Source organism: Vibrio sonorensis, assembly GCF_001854765.1.
GTDB lineage: Bacteria > Pseudomonadota > Gammaproteobacteria > Enterobacterales > Vibrionaceae > Vibrio > Vibrio sonorensis.
The window spans coordinates 55143-71676 of the sequence record NZ_LJJE01000060.1; the positions used below are offsets into that span (position 1 = coordinate 55143).

The 16534-nt window shown below is 44.2% G+C and carries 16 protein-coding genes and 1 pseudogene; 7 read left to right on the top strand and 10 right to left on the bottom strand.

Translation table 11 applies throughout. The features are described from left to right. Positions 1-85: 85 nt before the first annotated feature. Both BLO31_RS09555 and BLO31_RS09560 read left to right on the top strand, forming a co-directional pair. A complete protein-coding gene (locus tag BLO31_RS09555) occupies positions 86-766 on the top strand; it encodes a hypothetical protein (RefSeq protein WP_070965194.1) in 681 nt (226 codons plus the stop codon). Between the two features lie 90 nt (positions 767-856). Further along, positions 857-1054, top strand: coding sequence for a DUF4250 domain-containing protein (locus BLO31_RS09560; protein WP_070965197.1), 198 nt, complete (start codon positions 857-859; stop codon positions 1052-1054). 23 nt (positions 1055-1077) lie between these two features. On the opposite strand, the gene metR is transcribed toward BLO31_RS09560, so the two are convergent. Beyond that, positions 1078-1989: an HTH-type transcriptional regulator MetR gene (gene metR / locus BLO31_RS09565; protein ID WP_070965200.1), complete on the bottom strand. Its 912-nt coding sequence runs from the start codon at positions 1987-1989 to the stop codon at positions 1078-1080. Positions 1990-2258: 269 nt separating this feature from the next. On the opposite strand from metR, the pseudogene metE reads away from it, so the two are divergent. The 5 genes and pseudogenes from metE (at position 2259) to BLO31_RS09595 (ending at position 9025) form a co-directional block, all read left to right on the top strand. Further along, a pseudogene (metE, locus tag BLO31_RS09575) lies at positions 2259-4537 on the top strand (5-methyltetrahydropteroyltriglutamate--homocysteine S-methyltransferase). 235 nt (positions 4538-4772) lie between these two features. Beyond that, positions 4773-5708, top strand: a complete 936-nt coding sequence (locus BLO31_RS09580) for a universal stress protein (RefSeq protein WP_070965207.1) — start codon at positions 4773-4775, stop codon at positions 5706-5708. A 252-nt stretch (positions 5709-5960) separates the two neighbouring features. Next, positions 5961-6437 carry a Fur family transcriptional regulator gene (locus BLO31_RS09585; RefSeq protein ID WP_070965211.1) on the top strand — a complete coding sequence of 159 codons (477 nt, stop codon included), beginning with the start codon at positions 5961-5963 and terminating at the stop codon, positions 6435-6437. A 150-nt stretch (positions 6438-6587) separates the two neighbouring features. Continuing rightward, a complete protein-coding gene (locus BLO31_RS09590) occupies positions 6588-7925 on the top strand; it encodes a dihydroorotase (RefSeq protein WP_070965499.1) in 1338 nt (445 codons plus the stop codon). A 47-nt stretch (positions 7926-7972) separates the two neighbouring features. Then, entirely contained in the window at positions 7973-9025 is a 1053-nt protein-coding gene (locus BLO31_RS09595) for a CobW family GTP-binding protein (protein ID WP_070965214.1), read from the top strand. 37 nt (positions 9026-9062) lie between these two features. Here BLO31_RS09595 and BLO31_RS09600 read toward each other — a convergent pair whose 3' ends face one another. The 9 genes from BLO31_RS09600 to BLO31_RS09635 all read right to left on the bottom strand — a co-directional run bounded on the left by BLO31_RS09600 (position 9063) and on the right by BLO31_RS09635 (position 15981). Beyond that, complete coding sequence (locus tag BLO31_RS09600; RefSeq protein ID WP_070965216.1) at positions 9063-9452, bottom strand: GspS/AspS pilotin family protein; 390 nt, start codon at positions 9450-9452, stop codon at positions 9063-9065. Between the two features lie 2 nt (positions 9453-9454). Continuing rightward, positions 9455-9751, bottom strand: coding sequence for a YciI family protein (locus BLO31_RS09605; protein ID WP_070965219.1), 297 nt, complete (start codon positions 9749-9751; stop codon positions 9455-9457). Between the two features lie 124 nt (positions 9752-9875). Further along, complete coding sequence (gene yciA, locus BLO31_RS09610) at positions 9876-10271, bottom strand: acyl-CoA thioester hydrolase YciA (RefSeq protein ID WP_070965222.1); 396 nt, start codon at positions 10269-10271, stop codon at positions 9876-9878. 154 nt (positions 10272-10425) lie between these two features. After that, positions 10426-10653 carry a hypothetical protein gene (locus BLO31_RS09615; RefSeq protein ID WP_070965226.1) on the bottom strand — a complete coding sequence of 76 codons (228 nt, stop codon included), beginning with the start codon at positions 10651-10653 and terminating at the stop codon, positions 10426-10428. Positions 10654-10735: 82 nt separating this feature from the next. After that, on the bottom strand, positions 10736-11785 hold the full coding sequence (locus BLO31_RS23480) for a response regulator (protein ID WP_139158980.1): 1050 nt from the start codon (positions 11783-11785) through the stop codon (positions 10736-10738). Then, on the bottom strand, positions 11782-13203 hold the full coding sequence (locus BLO31_RS23485; RefSeq protein ID WP_139158981.1) for a hypothetical protein: 1422 nt from the start codon (positions 13201-13203) through the stop codon (positions 11782-11784). Before BLO31_RS23485 ends, BLO31_RS23480 begins: the two co-directional genes overlap by 4 nt. Before the next feature lie 54 nt (positions 13204-13257). Beyond that, a complete protein-coding gene (locus tag BLO31_RS09625) occupies positions 13258-14433 on the bottom strand; it encodes an acyl-homoserine-lactone synthase (RefSeq protein WP_070965229.1) in 1176 nt (391 codons plus the stop codon). A 451-nt stretch (positions 14434-14884) separates the two neighbouring features. Further along, the gene (locus BLO31_RS09630; RefSeq protein ID WP_070965233.1) at positions 14885-15496 is read right to left on the bottom strand and encodes a mobile mystery protein B; all 612 of its coding nucleotides are present in this window, start codon (positions 15494-15496) and stop codon (positions 14885-14887) included. Continuing rightward, the gene (locus tag BLO31_RS09635) at positions 15493-15981 is read right to left on the bottom strand and encodes a mobile mystery protein A (RefSeq protein ID WP_070965236.1); all 489 of its coding nucleotides are present in this window, start codon (positions 15979-15981) and stop codon (positions 15493-15495) included. Before BLO31_RS09635 ends, BLO31_RS09630 begins: the two co-directional genes overlap by 4 nt. Positions 15982-16534: the final 553 nt, after the last annotated feature.

The window sequence follows — 16534 nt, forward strand, 5'->3', positions numbered from 1 at the left end:
GACAAAACCATAAAAATTTATGGGATTTAAAGCGCCGAATATTTGCTATTATGCGTCACCTATTCATATCCAGTGGTAAATCTCGATGTTGCAGGAAATTTTGCTGTTGCTGGCCCCTTTGTTACTTGGTGCTCAGTGTGTTCTAACCTTAGTTTTGGTCAAAGGGGATATTTGTCCGGGGCAGAGAGGACGAGTTCACAAAGTATTGCCTGCGATCGCTATTCTCTGGTTGGCGATAGCATCATTAAAAATTCAGGCATTTTTAGTCACTTTTGCCATTGCTTATTTCTTTTCCCAAGTCCAAACAAAAAAGACCCGCGACGAAGGCCCACTATGGGTAATGCACTTGGCGAATGGTTTGGCTTTTGCCTATACCTTAATTCAAGCCAGCGAATCAAGCTCTTGGATTGCGGGCATAAACACCCTAATTCAAGTGTTTCTTTGTGGCGCGCTGTTCGCACACTTGTTGCTAACAATTGCTCGAACAAGGCTACAGGCGTTTCATCGAATTCTGCCAGTGACTGGAGTTTGTGCGGCTATGTTGACCAGCCTTTTGGCACTGGCTCAAGCGTATCAGTTTGACGAATCGCAGCGCGAGTTGTTGATCCAACCTCTGTTGATCACCCTGTCACTTATGGTTGCAGCAACGCTCTTGTGGTGTTGGCATCTAATTTCAGGCAAAGCGCCGAATAAAGCCCTACTTGCGCTCGCGCAGCTCGTTATGTTGACTAGCGTCTATTCTGGTCAAATATTGTTTGTGGTTTAGAACTGGCTCACTTTTCACCAGCCAAATTGACGCTACGCTTAAGAGACGAGAGACCACTCTCTCAATTGTGTAGATAGAAGGAGCATGGTGATGGATTTGAGCAATGTGACTAACCTAGACAGTGTTATTTTACTTGGTATCGTCAACGAAAAACTTCGCTTAGAGTGCGATAGCTTTGAAGAGCTGGTAAGCACTTATGAGATGGATGTCGAGTCCCTAGTTGGCAAGCTAGATATGTTGGGGTATCAGTACGATCCTTTAACTAATCAGTTCAAAGCTTACCGATAAACCCCAGAGTTGAAATCTTCTTGTTATGCCATCTTGATGCCTTCAAGGTGGCTTTGACACTGTTGCCTAGCTGTCGTAAAGAAAGCCTGCAAGTAGTGCTTACTCTTTTCGGAGTTTCTAGTGGCCGCAAACAGTCGTCTCCACAACCCGTTGCCCAATGGGATGCTGGTGATAAGCCCCTGCCTAGAGAACTCGCTGATAGCCCAATTTGGCAAAGCGGCGACGCCTAACCCAGCAGAAACCATTTGAACTAACATCAAGGTGTTATCCGCTTGCTTCCATTTTACAGGGTCTACGCCAGCGGGTTGTAAAAAGTGCTTGAACACGTCTAGACGCTGTTTTTGCACTGGGTAGCTGAGCATGGTTTGATCGGAGAGATCTTCTGGCGTTATATGATCACTCTGGGCGAGGGGATGGTTTACGGCGGTGATTAGGCGCATTTCAAAATCGAACAGTGGCTCGTAGTGAACTTCTGATCTGGGCTGAATATCAGAGGTGATAACCAAGTCCAATTCACCATTCATCAAGGCTGGTAAAGGCTCAAAACCAAATCCCGAAGAAAAATCTAGGGTGACATTTGGCCAGTTTACTTGATACTCCTTTAGAGCAGGCATCAACCATTGAAAACAGGAATGACATTCAATGGCCATATGTAGTCTGCCATTCACATCTTCTTTTAATCCCGCGAGTTCGTTTTCAGCACTAGCCAGTCTCGGCAGTATTTCGTCAGCGAGATTGAGCAGAATTTTCCCTTCAGAAGTGAAGCGAACAGGGCGGGTTTTACGCAGGAATAGTTGGCCACCTATTCGAGTTTCTAAATCCTTGAGCTGATGAGAAAGGGCCGATTGAGTTAAGTGTAATGAGGTCGCCGTCGCCGTCAGCGATCCCGTATCTCTTAGTGAAGTTAACGTTCTCAGGTGTTTTAACTCAATCATGAGTTTTCCTCACACATATAATCCTATCCATGAATATTCATAACTTACCCTGAATTTTCAGAAGTGTAAACATCTGGACGTCTAAATGATAAATTCTGTTTTCCATAATGAAGTTTAGTGATGCTAATTTGATATGCATGAAAAATTTTAATAAACAAGTTGAATATTTGGAGATTGTTCCAAAAAGAGAATAGCGAGATAGTTTGGCCATCCAGACATCTTTAATTGTCTGACCGAACACTAACGAATTCATTATAAGGAACAGGGACATGACAACGACAACTCATATACTTGGCTATCCACGTGTTGGCGAAAAACGAGAATTAAAATTTGCTCAAGAAAAGTATTGGCGAGGCGAAATCAGCCAAGCAGAACTGAAAAAAGTCGGTGCTGGCCTGCGCAGTAAAAACTGGAAAACACAAGAAGATGCTGGTCTTAGCTATGTAACAGCGGGCGATTTTGCTTGGTACGATCACGTACTAACGACCACACTACTTCTTGGTCATGTGCCAAAGCGTCATGCAAATGGGTTCCCTGACCTTGATACACTATTCCGAGTAGGGCGCGGCCAATCTCAAAACGATTGCGGTTGTGGTCACGCGGCATCAGATATGACTAAATGGTTCAACACCAATTATCACTACATTGTTCCAGAGTTTAGTCGAGAAGATACCTTTGAAGTGAGTTGGCCACAGTTATTTGAAGAAGTGAATGAAGCGATAAAAGCGGGTCACAATGTAAAACCCGTCCTGTTAGGTCCATTGAGTTACCTGTATCTGGGTAAAGAAGTGCAAGAGGACTTTGACCGCTTAACACTGCTACCACGCCTTCTGACAGCTTACCAAGCCATCCTAGCAAAACTCGCCAAGCAAGGTGTGGAATGGGTGCAAATTGATGAGCCTATTTTAGCGTTAGAGCTAGAGAGTCAATGGCAGGACGCTTTTAAGCTTGCTTATCAAGTGATCCGAAGTGACGTAAAGGTACTACTTACCACTTATTTTGACTCCGTGTCTGACACACTAGATAAAATTGTAGAACTAGATGTAGACGGTCTTCACATCGATATTTCAGCGGCTGAAACCAGTTGGAGCAGGTGGTTGATAACATTCCCGACCACTGGGTACTGTCAGCAGGAGCGGTCAATGGCCGTAACGTATGGCGAGCAGACCTAAGCACCATCTATTCATTATTGGAGCCCGTGAAAGCACGTCTAGGTGATCGATTATGGGTAGGTTCTTCCTGTTCACTACTACACAGTCCAGTTGATCTAGAGCTTGAGACAGAACTGAGTCAAGAAGTGAAAAGTTGGTTTGCCTTCGCTAAGCAGAAAGTGTCTGAGGTTGCCCTACTTGGTAAAGCACTCGATGGCGATAAAGAAGCGATCTCTGCCTGTATCGAACACAGTAAACCGATTCGAGCGAGGGAGACGGCAAAACACGTGAATAAACCTCAGGTGCAAGCACGCCTTAGTAATCTAACCGCTGATATAGCCGAGCGCAGTGCTCCGTATGAACAGCGCGCTATCGAACAGGAAAAAGCACTTGGCTTACCACTTTTTCCAACAACGACGATTGGCTCATTTCCACAAACGGGCGAGATCCGTACTCAACGCAGCGCGTTTCGTACTGGTAAACTCTCGCAAGCAGAATACGAGGATGCGCTAAAAGGCCACATAGCCGACGCAGTAAAACGTCAAGAAGCATTAGATTTAGATGTTCTTGTGCATGGCGAAGCAGAACGCAACGACATGGTGGAATACTTTGCAGAACTGCTTTCTGGCTTCCAAACTACTAAGTTTGGTTGGGTGCAGAGCTATGGTTCTCGCTGCGTTAAACCCGCCATCGTTGTAGCTGATATTGAGCGCGAAGCGCCGATGACCGTAGACTGGACGACTTATGCGCAGTCCCTAACAGGCAAGCAGATGAAAGGTATGCTGACCGGTCCAGTGACTATTCTATGTTGGACGTTCCCTCGCGAAGATATTTCCCGCAAAGAGATTGCTCAGCAGTTGGCACTGGCACTACGCGATGAAGTGTCGGATCTGCAACAGGCAGGAATCAACATCATTCAGATAGATGAACCTGCGATTCGCGAAGGTTTGCCACTGAAAAAACGCGATCACCAAGAGTATTTGGACTGGGCTGTTGAGTCATTTAAGGTGTCTGCCGCGAGCGCGATTCCTGAGACTCAAATCCACACTCATATGTGTTACAGCGAGTTTAATGAGATCATTGAATCAGTTGCAGCGCTTGATGCAGACGTGATTACCATTGAAACATCTCGCTCAAATATGGAGCTGCTAAAGGCGTTTGAAGACTTTAACTATCCGAATGAAATTGGCCCAGGAGTCTATGACATACACTCACCAAACATTCCGTCGGAAGAGTGGATAGAGGGCTTGATTAACAAGGCCGCGGAAAAAATTCCAGCGAAACGCCTGTGGGTTAACCCAGATTGTGGATTAAAAACGAGAAACTGGACAGAAACCGAAGCCTCGCTTGCCAATATGGTCTCAGCGGCTAAGAAACTAAGACAAGAATACGCATAAGTTTCTAAATCCATCTCCAGCCAGTTGCAATTGCAACTGGCTTTTTTCTGCTTTGAGTAAAATCTTTTATTAACCATATTAAATGAGAGGATTACTTAAACAGTCGCCGCACTAAACTCAGCATATTTTTCAACGTCTTATTGATAGATGAGTCATTTTTGTCATTTCTGACATCAGTAAATAGCTGGAAAAGATGACGCAATTGGTCAATGTTTATACAAACAGGGAGGTGTTTATGAGACGTTTTGAAAACATACTTTTTGCAACCCAAGGTTTACCGGGGAAAAGCGATGCTTTGGTTCAAGCTATCCTATTGGGGGCGAGTAACGGTGTGCCAGTTCGAGGACTTATTGCCTTTCCCAAGTTCCCTGGCGATCTCTACGAATACCAAAAAAGTTATGAGCAGGCCTTACACGAGTCTTTGAATGGAAAAGTACATGCCTTAAGAGAGCAAAGTAAAATCTCCGCCGACCAAGTGCCTTTCCCTTTGGTGACAAAAAGCAGTGAGCAGCCAGCGTTATGTATTATTCGAGAAGCGATGCACCACGGCATTGATTTGGTCATTAAAGAGGCTGAGCCAGTAGGTGAGAAAAGCGACGGTTTTAAAGCGGCCGACATGCTGTTATTGAGAAAATGTCCCTGTCCGGTGTGGCTACATCGACCCGATAGTAAAGCCAAGCGCGAGAGAAGAGTGGCTGTCGCCGTCGATCCCGTCACTGATACAGAAGAGCAGCACAAGCTGGCTCTGCGCTTAATAGAACTGGCCCGATCCATCGCAGACTCATGCGATAAAACTCTGCATATTGTCTCTTGTTGGGAACACTATTTAGAGCATTATCTAGACGAACAAATTTGGGTTCACGCCAATGAAGAAGAGCTAACGGAGCAGATCAAACAGGAAAGTGAAAAGCACAAACAAGCGCTGCTTACTCTTATTGGAGAATCTGAAATTTCAGGAGAAGTAAAAATCCACCACCTCCACGGTAAGCCAGATGAAAAGATCCCAGAATTCATTGAAAGTATGGACGTTGATGTTTTGGTCATGGGTACCATTGCAAGAACAGGGGTTTCAGGTTTTGTGATAGGCAATACAGCGGAGAACGTGTTGCAATCAATCAACTGTTCTTTAGTCGCGCTAAAACCAGAAGGCTTTGTAACTCCAGTTAAATAGATGCATGAGACCATCGCACTGGTGTACTAACCAGTGCGTTTTAACAGTGCATTTTTTTCTCCGAGTGTAAGCCCATGTTTCCAATTCCAACTCTCTTTCCCCTCAGATAAGCAGCAGTGTGTTTTGCCGCCATTACCAACAGGGTTGAAGCTAAGTAAAGAAATGTTATAACATAACATTTTATCAGTAGTTGAAGTCCCAGCTCGATAAAACCAACTCTGAGAACAATTAGGAAATGGAATTTCTAGGATAATGGAAATCTCGAAAACCGAAGATCTGAATACTCTAATCAGACATGCCGAAAAGCACTGTGCAGCACGTGGAACCCGCTTAACAGCCAAGCGAAAGCAAGTGTTAACAGGGTTGATTCGATCAGATCGAGCACTTTCAGCTTATGAACTGGTCGATTTTTGTAAGCAGCAGTTTGGCGAGTCACTATCGGCGATGTCCACTTATCGCATCTTGGATTTTCTTGAACAGATGCACTTAGCTCATAAGCTGAACTCCACCAATAAGTTTGTCGCGTGTGAACATATTTGTCGCGACCACGAACACGGTGTTCCCCAGTTTCTGATTTGCCACAAGTGCAACAGTATTAAAGAGTTAACAATTAACCCTTCTACCATGACTCACATTGCGACGGATGCTCACAACGAGGGATTTACCCTATTAAGTCCGCAGTTAGAGATTAACTGTTTATGTGAAGCATGTGCCAATCAAGACGCCTAACTCTGCGTTTCTAATAGCTACAGCTCGATAAAACAACGTAAGAAAAAATGATGTAAGCGCACTTGGCCTACATCAGGACTAATCAACATTCGCACTGACAAAGTTCACGCTTGTTTTAAGGCGAAAGACCTACGGAGATAAATGTTCCACATGACAGTAACACTATTTAAAAATGCCCTAGTGGTGAATGAAGGCCAAGTGCTAGAGACCGATGTAAAAGTCGAAAACTCAGTGATCACTCAGGTTAAAAAGCATATACCTGAAACACAAGCTGACGAAGTGATTGATGCGAAAGGGTGTTATTTGTTGCCCGGTATGATAGACGACCAAGTTCATTTTAGAGAGCCGGGACTGACCCATAAGGGGTCGATAGCATCAGAATCAAGAGCGGCAGTGGCTGGTGGTATTACAAGCTATATGGAGATGCCGAATGTCAATCCAGCCACTACCACCATTAAGGCGCTCGAAGATAAGTTCGAAATCGCGGAGCAAAGCTCACTTGCAAACTACTCGTTCTACCTAGGTGCAACAGAAGATAACTTAGAAGAAATTAAAAGGTTAGATCCAACAAGTCATTGTGGGGTAAAAGTCTTTATGGGCGCTTCGACGGGCAATCTTTTGGTCGAACGACCAGACGCTTTAGAAGCCATTTTCCGCGAGGCACCGGTGTTAATCGTGACCCATTGTGAAAGTGGTGATGTGATCGCGAAAAACAAGGCGAAGGTACTAGAGTCAAAGTCTCAGCTAACCATTGATGATCATCCAATTGTACGCGATGACGAAGCGTGTTACGCCTCTTCCTCCTATGCAGTCACACTAGCGAAAAAGTATCAAAGTGATTTGCACGTGTTGCACATTACGACGGAGAAAGAGTTAGCACTGTTCGAATCGGGCCCCATTGAAGGTAAAAAGATTACCGCGGAAGCCTGTGTACACCACTTGTGGTTTAGCAATGAAGATTATGCCACACGGGGTAATGAAATTAAGTGTAATCCGGCTGTGAAATACCCCAGCGATAGGGACGCACTGATCAAAGCGTTACATTCTAATCAAATCGACATTATTGCTACCGATCACGCTCCCCATACGTGGGAAGAAAAACAAGTTCCTTATGAACAGGCTCCAGCGGGTTTACCTTTAGTTCAACACGCTTTACTTACTCTGTTAGAGCACGTCAATAAAGGCAAAATGACGATCGAACAAGTAGTAGAAAAAACCGCGCATAATCCAGCGATTCGATATGGAATAGAAAAGCGTGGTTATATCAAAGAAGGTTACTTTGCAGACTTGGTATTGGTAGACGGTAAAGGCTCAACACACGTAACCAACGAGAATGCACTTTACTACTGTGAATGGTCACCGTTCGCTGGCGAAACCTTCTCTGCTTCGATAAAAGCCACATGGGTGAATGGAACGCTAGTCTACAGTGAAAAACAAGGGGTAATGGATACGTCGAACGCAGCAATGAGACTGGTGTTTAACCGCTAATATTAGCCAACTTGGGGGCTAAGGCCCCCAAAGAGAGGAAGTAAATAATGAGCAGTACAAATAAGCTTGAAGCGGTCCCTACCAATATCATTACTGGATTTTTGGGGGCGGGGAAAACAACGGCCATTTTACAGTTGATGGAGAACAAGCCGGATAACGAACGTTGGGCGGTGTTGGTCAATGAGTTTGGCGAAATTGGAATTGACGGCAGCTTGATTGAAGGCAAGCAAAGTGGGGGAGAGCGCGTCTATGTTCGCGAAGTACCCGGCGGCTGTATGTGTTGTGTCGCAGGGTTGCCGATGCAAGTAGCGCTTAATCAACTGCTCAGCGAAGCAAAACCCGATCGATTGCTGATTGAACCAACCGGTCTAGGGCATCCAAAGGAAGTGTTAGATACACTGACATCAGAATACTATCGAGAAGCTCTGTTGTTAGAAAAAACCATCACTTTGGTGGACGCGCGACAACTGTCTGACCCTCGTTATACTTCACATGACACGTTCAATCAGCAAATCTCGATGGCCGATGTCGTTATCGGTAACAAAACCGATCTCTATGGGGAAAATGAAAAGCAAAACTTAGTGGATTACGTGGCAACCCGAGGGAAAAAGAAGGTTAAGACGTATTTTACTGAGGGTGGAAACATACCAATTGCAGTGTTATCGGGAAGTACTGGTGTTTGCCATGAAGATGACTCAACCTGTCACCATGACCACCATGACCACCATGACCACCATGACCACCATGACCACCATGACCACCATAATTCGCGCCCTTTGGTGTCAGACCTTCCTATTCCAGAGTCAGGCTATCTCAAAGCTGAAAACTCTGGTGAAGGTTATCAAAGTGTGGGGTGGCGGTTTACACCAGAGAAGATTTTTAGCTTAGCTAAAATCAGAACATTGCTAACGACTATTCAAGCGGAACGAATCAAGGCGGTATTTATTACCGAAGAAGGGATTGTTGGCTACAACTACACTTCGGACGGTTTGATGGAAATCGAGTTAGATGAATGTCGAGAAAGCCGCGTCGAGTTTATCTTTAATCAGTCAGATGAAAATCTGCAAGAGAGATTGTTAGACTGCTTAGCTGATTCGTAACAGCAGAAAAAAACTCCCGTTAGGGAGTTTTTTGTGGTTACTTGGCTTGGCAACTCTGCTTATTGACCAATTGATCTACCATCAATTGGCCGCGCGAGTTTCTCACCTTTAATCGATAGGTGATCCCGACATCGAGATTGGCTCTTGTGTCGGGGTTGGTGCAGTAACTATTGATACTGTGTTGCATAAGAGCGGTTAACGGCTTAGCACCCCTTTGGTCTTGGTTGTAGACCATCATCATTTCGATAGAAGTACCTTTGGCATTGGCACGCATAATATTGAGTGGACCGACTTCCATAGGTAGCTCAGCAGAGAGCAGACTAGCGCGATTGGCAGCGATCAATTCCAGTTGTCTTTGTTCACTAGCAGTTGAACTACAGCCGACTAAAGTGATGCTGATTAGCGCAAACAGTATCCATTTTTTCATGGTTAAAATACTTTCTTAAAAGGTTTTACAATCACATTCTCATAAACACCAGCTTCAATGTATGGGTCTTGATCTGCCCAAGTTTGAGCTTGCGCTAGTGAGTCAAACTCCGCGATAACAGTCGAACCGGTAAAACCAGCTGTACCGGGATCGTTTGAGTCTATAGCTGGCGTTGGACCCGCCGTAAGTAGGCGACCTTCATCTTGCAGTTTTTGTAATCTTTCTAAATGAGCAGGTCGAGCGCTTAAACGTTTTTCAAGTGAGTTCTCTACGTCCTGTGAAAAAATGACATACCACATTTTCGTTTTTCCTTATCCGTTGTCAGTTTAAATCATGGTGTCTAGATAGCTTGATTAAATCTACCGCTAAATCTTTTAGAAATATACAGCATTGTGGGAAATAACTTCTATAAAGTTCATATTGTTATTTAACGATGGCCCTCGGTTTTCCTTCGCTGTCGATTGCAACATAGTTAAATGTGGCGTCACACACCATAAAGCGATCGCCGACGCCATTTTCTTTAACAGGTTTGACCCAGACTTCAAGCTCTATGCTCATAGAGGTGTTGCCAATGCGCGTACACTCGCCATAGCAGCAAACCACGTCGCCGACCTTTACCGGCTTTTTAAACGTGATACTAGACACCGATACGGTCACGATACGACCGGATGAAATTTCTTTTGCCAGAATGCCGCCAGCTAAATCGAGCTGGGACATGATCCATCCACCAAAAATATCCCCGTTGGCGTTTGTGTCTGCTGGCATGGCTAACGTTCTTAGCAGGAGCTGCCCTTTGGGAGATTGAATATCTTGACTCATTACGACCTCATCAAACGAAAGCAGCGACCAATTTGGTCGCCGCAAGAATGGCAGAAGTATATAGCAATTATTTTGTTTAGCTCAATAGGGCGAGTGGTTCGATTGCTATTCGCCAACAGAAAAGACCACTTGTAGTCAGCACACGATATTTACCTTAATTCGGGATGGTGCGTTTGATATCTTCCAGATAACCTTCTTCCTTAAGGTTATCGACGGTGAGAACCAGTTCATCGTCACTCATAGAAAAGCAGCTCGATTTGCCAGTCATTAAGCAAAGGTACTCGTGATATTCACACTCGGTGAAGTGGCCTAGTCTGTCTACTAACAAACTCTTAATACCGTGATGAATCAAACGGTAATAGGTGTGACGATGAATTTCCATAGCTGTTACTCCAAGATTAGGGCGGCGGGTTGATGTTGCCGCCCGATCAACAGGTATCAGCTAAGAAGCATATTCAGTGCCACTAATTAAGGGCAAGATCAGCGTCGTGTTCCTCAACCTTTCTAAAGAACTGAGGAAACTCTTTAAAAAGAAGCGATTGCAAAGCGAGCCTAGATGTTGGCTTTTCTAATCTTCCATCCATGATTTCACCTATCATCGCCAATTCTCTGTCACCAGATTCACCGGATAAAGCCACCACCTTAATGTTGTGGTCAAAGCGCTTAATCTTTTTGGTTGCATCAAAGCCGTTCATCACGGGCATTTGAATATCCATTAGGATCAGATCAACATGATTTTTTTGCGCTTTTTCAAAGGCGGTAAGGCCATTGTTTGCGAGGATAACGTTGGCGCCTAATTGGTCGAGATACAGTTTTACCAAGGTTCTTTGAATTTCCTTGTCATCAACCACCATGACCGTTAAGGGCTTTTTCAGGGTGGTCGCCGACGGTGGAATATCTTCTCTCATGACGGAATCACTGAACTGAGAGGTAAAGTTGGTAGGAGGAAACACCAGTTTAAATTCAGTGTACTCGCCAATTTCTGATTCACATTCAATGCGCCCACCAAAGGCTTGCATTGTTCTTTGGCAATAGCCTAAACCTAACCCGCTGCCGCCACTCTTATTGTGGGAGAAAAAGTCGTCAAAGATTTGGCTGAGCAAGTTGCTAGGGATCCCCGGACCAGTATCTTTAAAGTAGATACAGTTTTCGAATTCTTGGATTTCGGTGCGAATCTCAATTTGACTTTCAGGATAAGAATCGAAGTAGTAGATGGAATTGCGAAGCAAATTAAAAATTACAAAATTAAACAGTGTGTCATTCACTTTAATCGCAAAGTCGTGAGACAAGTTAAGGCTCACTCTGGCTCGGTGTTCTTCGTGTTCGAAACCGTATTGCTTAATGGCCTGACAAATCGCTTCATTGGCCGAAATCGTGAAAGCGGGCTCCTGTTCGAGGGACGAATCACTGACTTCGCGCAGAATGATATCAATAAGCTGCCTTCCACGCTCAACCGCCAAGGTGCCAGAATTAATACTGTTGAGCAAGGAGGGGGTATCAGTACCGCTGATCACCTTGCTTTTAAAGATTCAAACTGTAGCTGAACTTGTGCCAAAGGGTTGCGCATTTCATGGGCGATAGAGTTGGCTAAGGCCTGAGCTTGTCGAACTTTTCTATCGGCATTGATGTAGCCTTGCGCTTTTAACATAACGCTTTGCAAAGCGTCGATCTCTTCACTAAAGAACAAACGGCCATCTTTTTTATAGTTCGCAACAAGCACATGAGTCATTAAATTGGAGTGGTCATAAATGGGGATGACTAATGCTGCATTATTGCGAGACATGCGCTCATAAAGCGCAATCAAAGTGGCATTTTTTTGTTTGCTGAGATTGACCTTATCGGCGAGTTCATCAAGAAGTAGGGCACCGCTTTTTCTTTTAAAGTGCGATTCGAACAAGGAGTCATTGTGAGAGCTACCAATAAGTTGTAGCTCGTTGGCCTCGATATTTAAAATCCTTGCCAGACGTTTTATGGCAGAATCAGCAGAGTATTGGAACTCGTCAGCTAAAGAGGTGATCGCCTCTTTAGGGGTAACAGAACTGCCGTAAATAAGACGACTAGACAATATTCGGCAGTGTTTTAGCATCCAAGGCCATAGAAGCGCCGTTGCAACGCCTGTCATAAACAGAGCAGGAAGAATGTCGTTGACCGCAAACGCGTTTGTTACTATCGCTAGAGGGATCAAAAAGATAATACAGTTAAACAGAAAAGCGCTTCCCGTATAAACGATATAGCGGTTGCTGTAGAAGCGAGATGTGATCAACGCATATCCCATTAAAAGCATCTCTGTTAGGGCAAGCGCTGGTGGAAGCCAAGTCAATGAGAAATTGGCCCATATAAAGGGAACCACAACGTGGATAACAGCGGTAGATACCATAAAGACGCTGATACCAAAAATCATGTACAGCGACTTTAACTGTTGAATGGGTTTTGCTCTTCTTGAATGGATCCACAAATTTTTAAACGTGAGTCCAACAAGCAGTAAACCAGAGGCAAAGAACCACTTGGTTGACTCACCAAAGTGCAGAGTAAACTTACCGACAGCGATAATATCGATATCGGTAACACTGAGCCCCGGCGTTACGTTCACGTAAAATGCATGAGTACTCAGGACGGCGAGAAAAACAACGGTAGAGACAGGCAAAGACTGTTTATTAAGCCTCGCGACTAGTCGACATGAAACCACATAAGCAAACGCGAAAGCCGAGTAGGAACCAATATTGGCGATTAACGCCATCGAGATAGCGGTCTGTTTGTCTAGTGATAAGAGAAGAGGCGAATGGAAATAGGCGTTCGACAATATCCATATCATGATCGACAGGGAATAAAGCACATAGGGAGACGCAATACGTTCGTACTCATAGCTATCACTTTTACTCACCGTGCGAACAAAGTGGCCAAGCCAAACGGCGACGATAAGCGCCGTTGCCATCAACAGAATGAGTACGGGCTATAAGGCCATGCGCTGTTGGTCAGGTTCTCCATGTTACACTACCTTCAGTTGCTTTTGCTGAGCAACAATACTTTTATAGCTTTGGAAGTCGTGCTTTAGACTTTGCCGAGCAAACTCTTCAACGAGCCAAGCTCCTCGATAAGTGTGATTGTTACTGTTGTTGATCTTCATCTTGGCGATATGAATATACGCCCCTTCCGATAGGCCTTGATAAAACAGCAATAGCCAGGGTTGATCTATGATGGTCAGAATCATCTTATAGCCTTGGCTACTGAATGTCTCAGCGATCCTTTTTTGAACCAGATAGAGAATGTACATTCTTTCAGTGGGCCTTCCCGCAGTCGTTAGCCTGAGGATCTCAACCACTTTTTCTGGCTCAATCAAATTGGGCCAACACAACTCGTCAAATTGCTTTAAATCTGAAGCTCCGTGCAGTGGTAGGGAAGGTATTACGCCAGTATCTGCAATCAATTGGCAAGCTTTCTGGTTGGCGATAAGCTGCCAACCAGAGTGCTGGAAGAAAGGAGTGAGGCTAAGCCAGTGCTCAAGTTTATGACTGTCCTGTACTAGTGCACTTGAAACTAGAAGCGGATGCCGACCCTCTTGGTTGAAGAAAAGCACAAAGTGCTGCCCTTTACTTGAAAGATCAATACTGAGCAGCATCTCATACCATTTTTGCTCAATAACAAAGAGTGCGAGATTAGATAAGACAACGGCTTGGGCTAGAGACATAGGCTTATCGTGAAACGGAGAAAACACCGGAGAGGTTTGAGAGGATATATCGTCAATGATTAGCCCCGAATAGGCGTTGTCATCTCGGCATAAACCCATTTTTGTCCTTTCTAAACACGCTTTTCCGGTGATTCGGTAACACTCGTACCGCGCCCATAAATCCAAAATTGAACCAAAGTGCTTATAGCCAATAAGCTCAATGGTTTTGCATAAATCGCAAAGCACATCAGGTTGATGGTCGCTAAACAGTAACCCTTTGTACTGAGACGAAGTGAAGAGATAATCGTAGTTGTGAGACGTGTTAGAAGAGGAGAGATCCGTTAACTGCTCTACCCGAGAGTTTACAATGACTCTAAACGGGCTCTCCGTTGCATTGTTGTCTACATAGTCGTCTAGTGCTTGAAATAACACTAACGACAATGCGTTATCGAAACTATTTTGATCCAATAGTTCGAGAAGTACTGTCGCATCCTGCAAAACTGCCAACCTATTTTAACGTTAAATTAATGTTTTATTATGTTTGTTATCAATACAATGTATTGTTAATGGATTATATCAACGAATGGGGTTGCAGTGTGATTCGGTTCAATTCAAGTCGAAGGGGCAGTCACACTTTTTTGAAACTGAAACAGTAAAGAGAGGCGAACATCCATCTTTTGGTTCAAAAAATAGAGCTCTACTATAGCTAATTGTCCTATTTAAGAACCTATCTTTATTATTAATGTGATGTTAAGTCATAACGAAGCCTGTAACAAATGACGAATTTCATAGGGTAAATTTAGCCCGAAATCGAGTGATAATTGCATCTAGGGATTCAGGTGTATCTGAAGTGTAAAAACGCAACCTAGCTAGAAGTGACATCATCAAGTTGGGTATTTGGGATAAGCGGTTTTTAATTCGATTGTATGTTTAGCTCTTAGCGCTTAGTTTAAGTCACATTACCTTTCGCCTGAAGATATTGAATAAAAGGCGCATAATCGCCGGCATCAGCTTGGCGTAAGCTCGCAATGTATTCACCCCGCTCTTGGCTTTGTTTATCCAAATCTGTATTGGACCAAACTAAAGGCTTTTGTTTGAGTAGTACCATTCGTATGTAGTCCGTCATCACGCGCGAGTGACGTCCGTTGCCGTTAGGAAAAGGGTGAATTTTAACTAATCTGTGCTGAATCCGGGCCGAGAGTTCTAGGCTGTCAAAGTGTTCAAACTCAATCCAACATTTGATGTCTTCGAGTAAGTTGTGTAAATCTGACCGGATATTCAGCGGATCGACACCAATGTTCAACTCTCGGTGACGGTAGCTGCCGGCCCATTCCCACACATCACCAAACAAACGTTGATGCAACTCTTCCACAAACGCTATTGAAAGAATGTCATCCATGCTGGTTTTAGGCGACGTGGCTAACCAACTCAACCCTTGCAGTATGTTGGCATTTTCAAGCTCATTAAGCTCTTCTCGAGTCGTGATGTGATCAAATTTTAGCCCAGCAACATCGTCGGCATTTAGTTCGGTTGCGCCCTCTGGTTCAACAAACAGACTCATTGGTACTTCTCCTGCAAACTGACTTTCCACAAATCTCGGGTGCTGCCCGCTTTAATCTCATTGGCTAATTGAACCAGCGCTTGCTGTTGTTGCTCTGAGGTTAAATGCTGCGCTTCTAAAAACATCGATTGGTGGCTCATGGTCAAACGCTGCTTGGCTAACTCCATAGCGCGCGCTTCTATCATGTCATCAATCGACTGACGCGGAACAATCGCATAAACCAGTTCGGCATCGAGCCCGCTCGCTAGCTGTTTAAGCTGTTTGAGTGTGATTGATTCATTAGCTTCTTTACGCTCCAATATGGAGATTTGATTACGAGAGAGATTAAGACGTTCACCTAATTGCGCGCCCGACATCCCCAAGGCCTCACGGATACTGCGCACCCAACCATTTTTCGGCGGTTTAGGCACAGACAAATCGAGTAAAGCGCTGATTTTTGCTTTGACTTGCTTGAGTGCAACGGCATAGACACCGGATTTTTTCATAACTCTGTATCTCTGATTAAATACGCTATAACACAAATAGTATCTAATTTTGCATACATTACAAATGTTTTTGTATCTATATTTTAATACGCTGTAAATGTTGATGTATCGACAAAAGAATACATTGGTTGTTTGACTATCTATTTACTGGACAATGGTCGTGTCAAATTCATCTTGGAAGCGCAAACGTTTTCGGCAGCGCTAGTGTGGGAAGTGAACGGTTTAGGTTGATTTAGCTTCTGGGGACAATGGGGTTGTTTTGGGAAAAATAAAATCCAGACTTCTGCTCTGAATGATTTCTGCCCCGAAGTTTGTTACGCTCGCATTTAAGCCTATGGCAGTTGTCCTTTTCATAGATGCAGCCACAGTAGAAATTGAATGCATAAACAATTAAGTAACTACTAGTCGTATAGATAGAATCAATTTGTGTGCACCCACTAAAGAAAGAAGCTAGATTTCATTGAGTTAAATCTGAGCACCTCATATCCTCTCTAGTTAAAAACAACTGTACGCATGGGATAGAGGATCTTGGAGCCGTATAGATAGCGTTTAT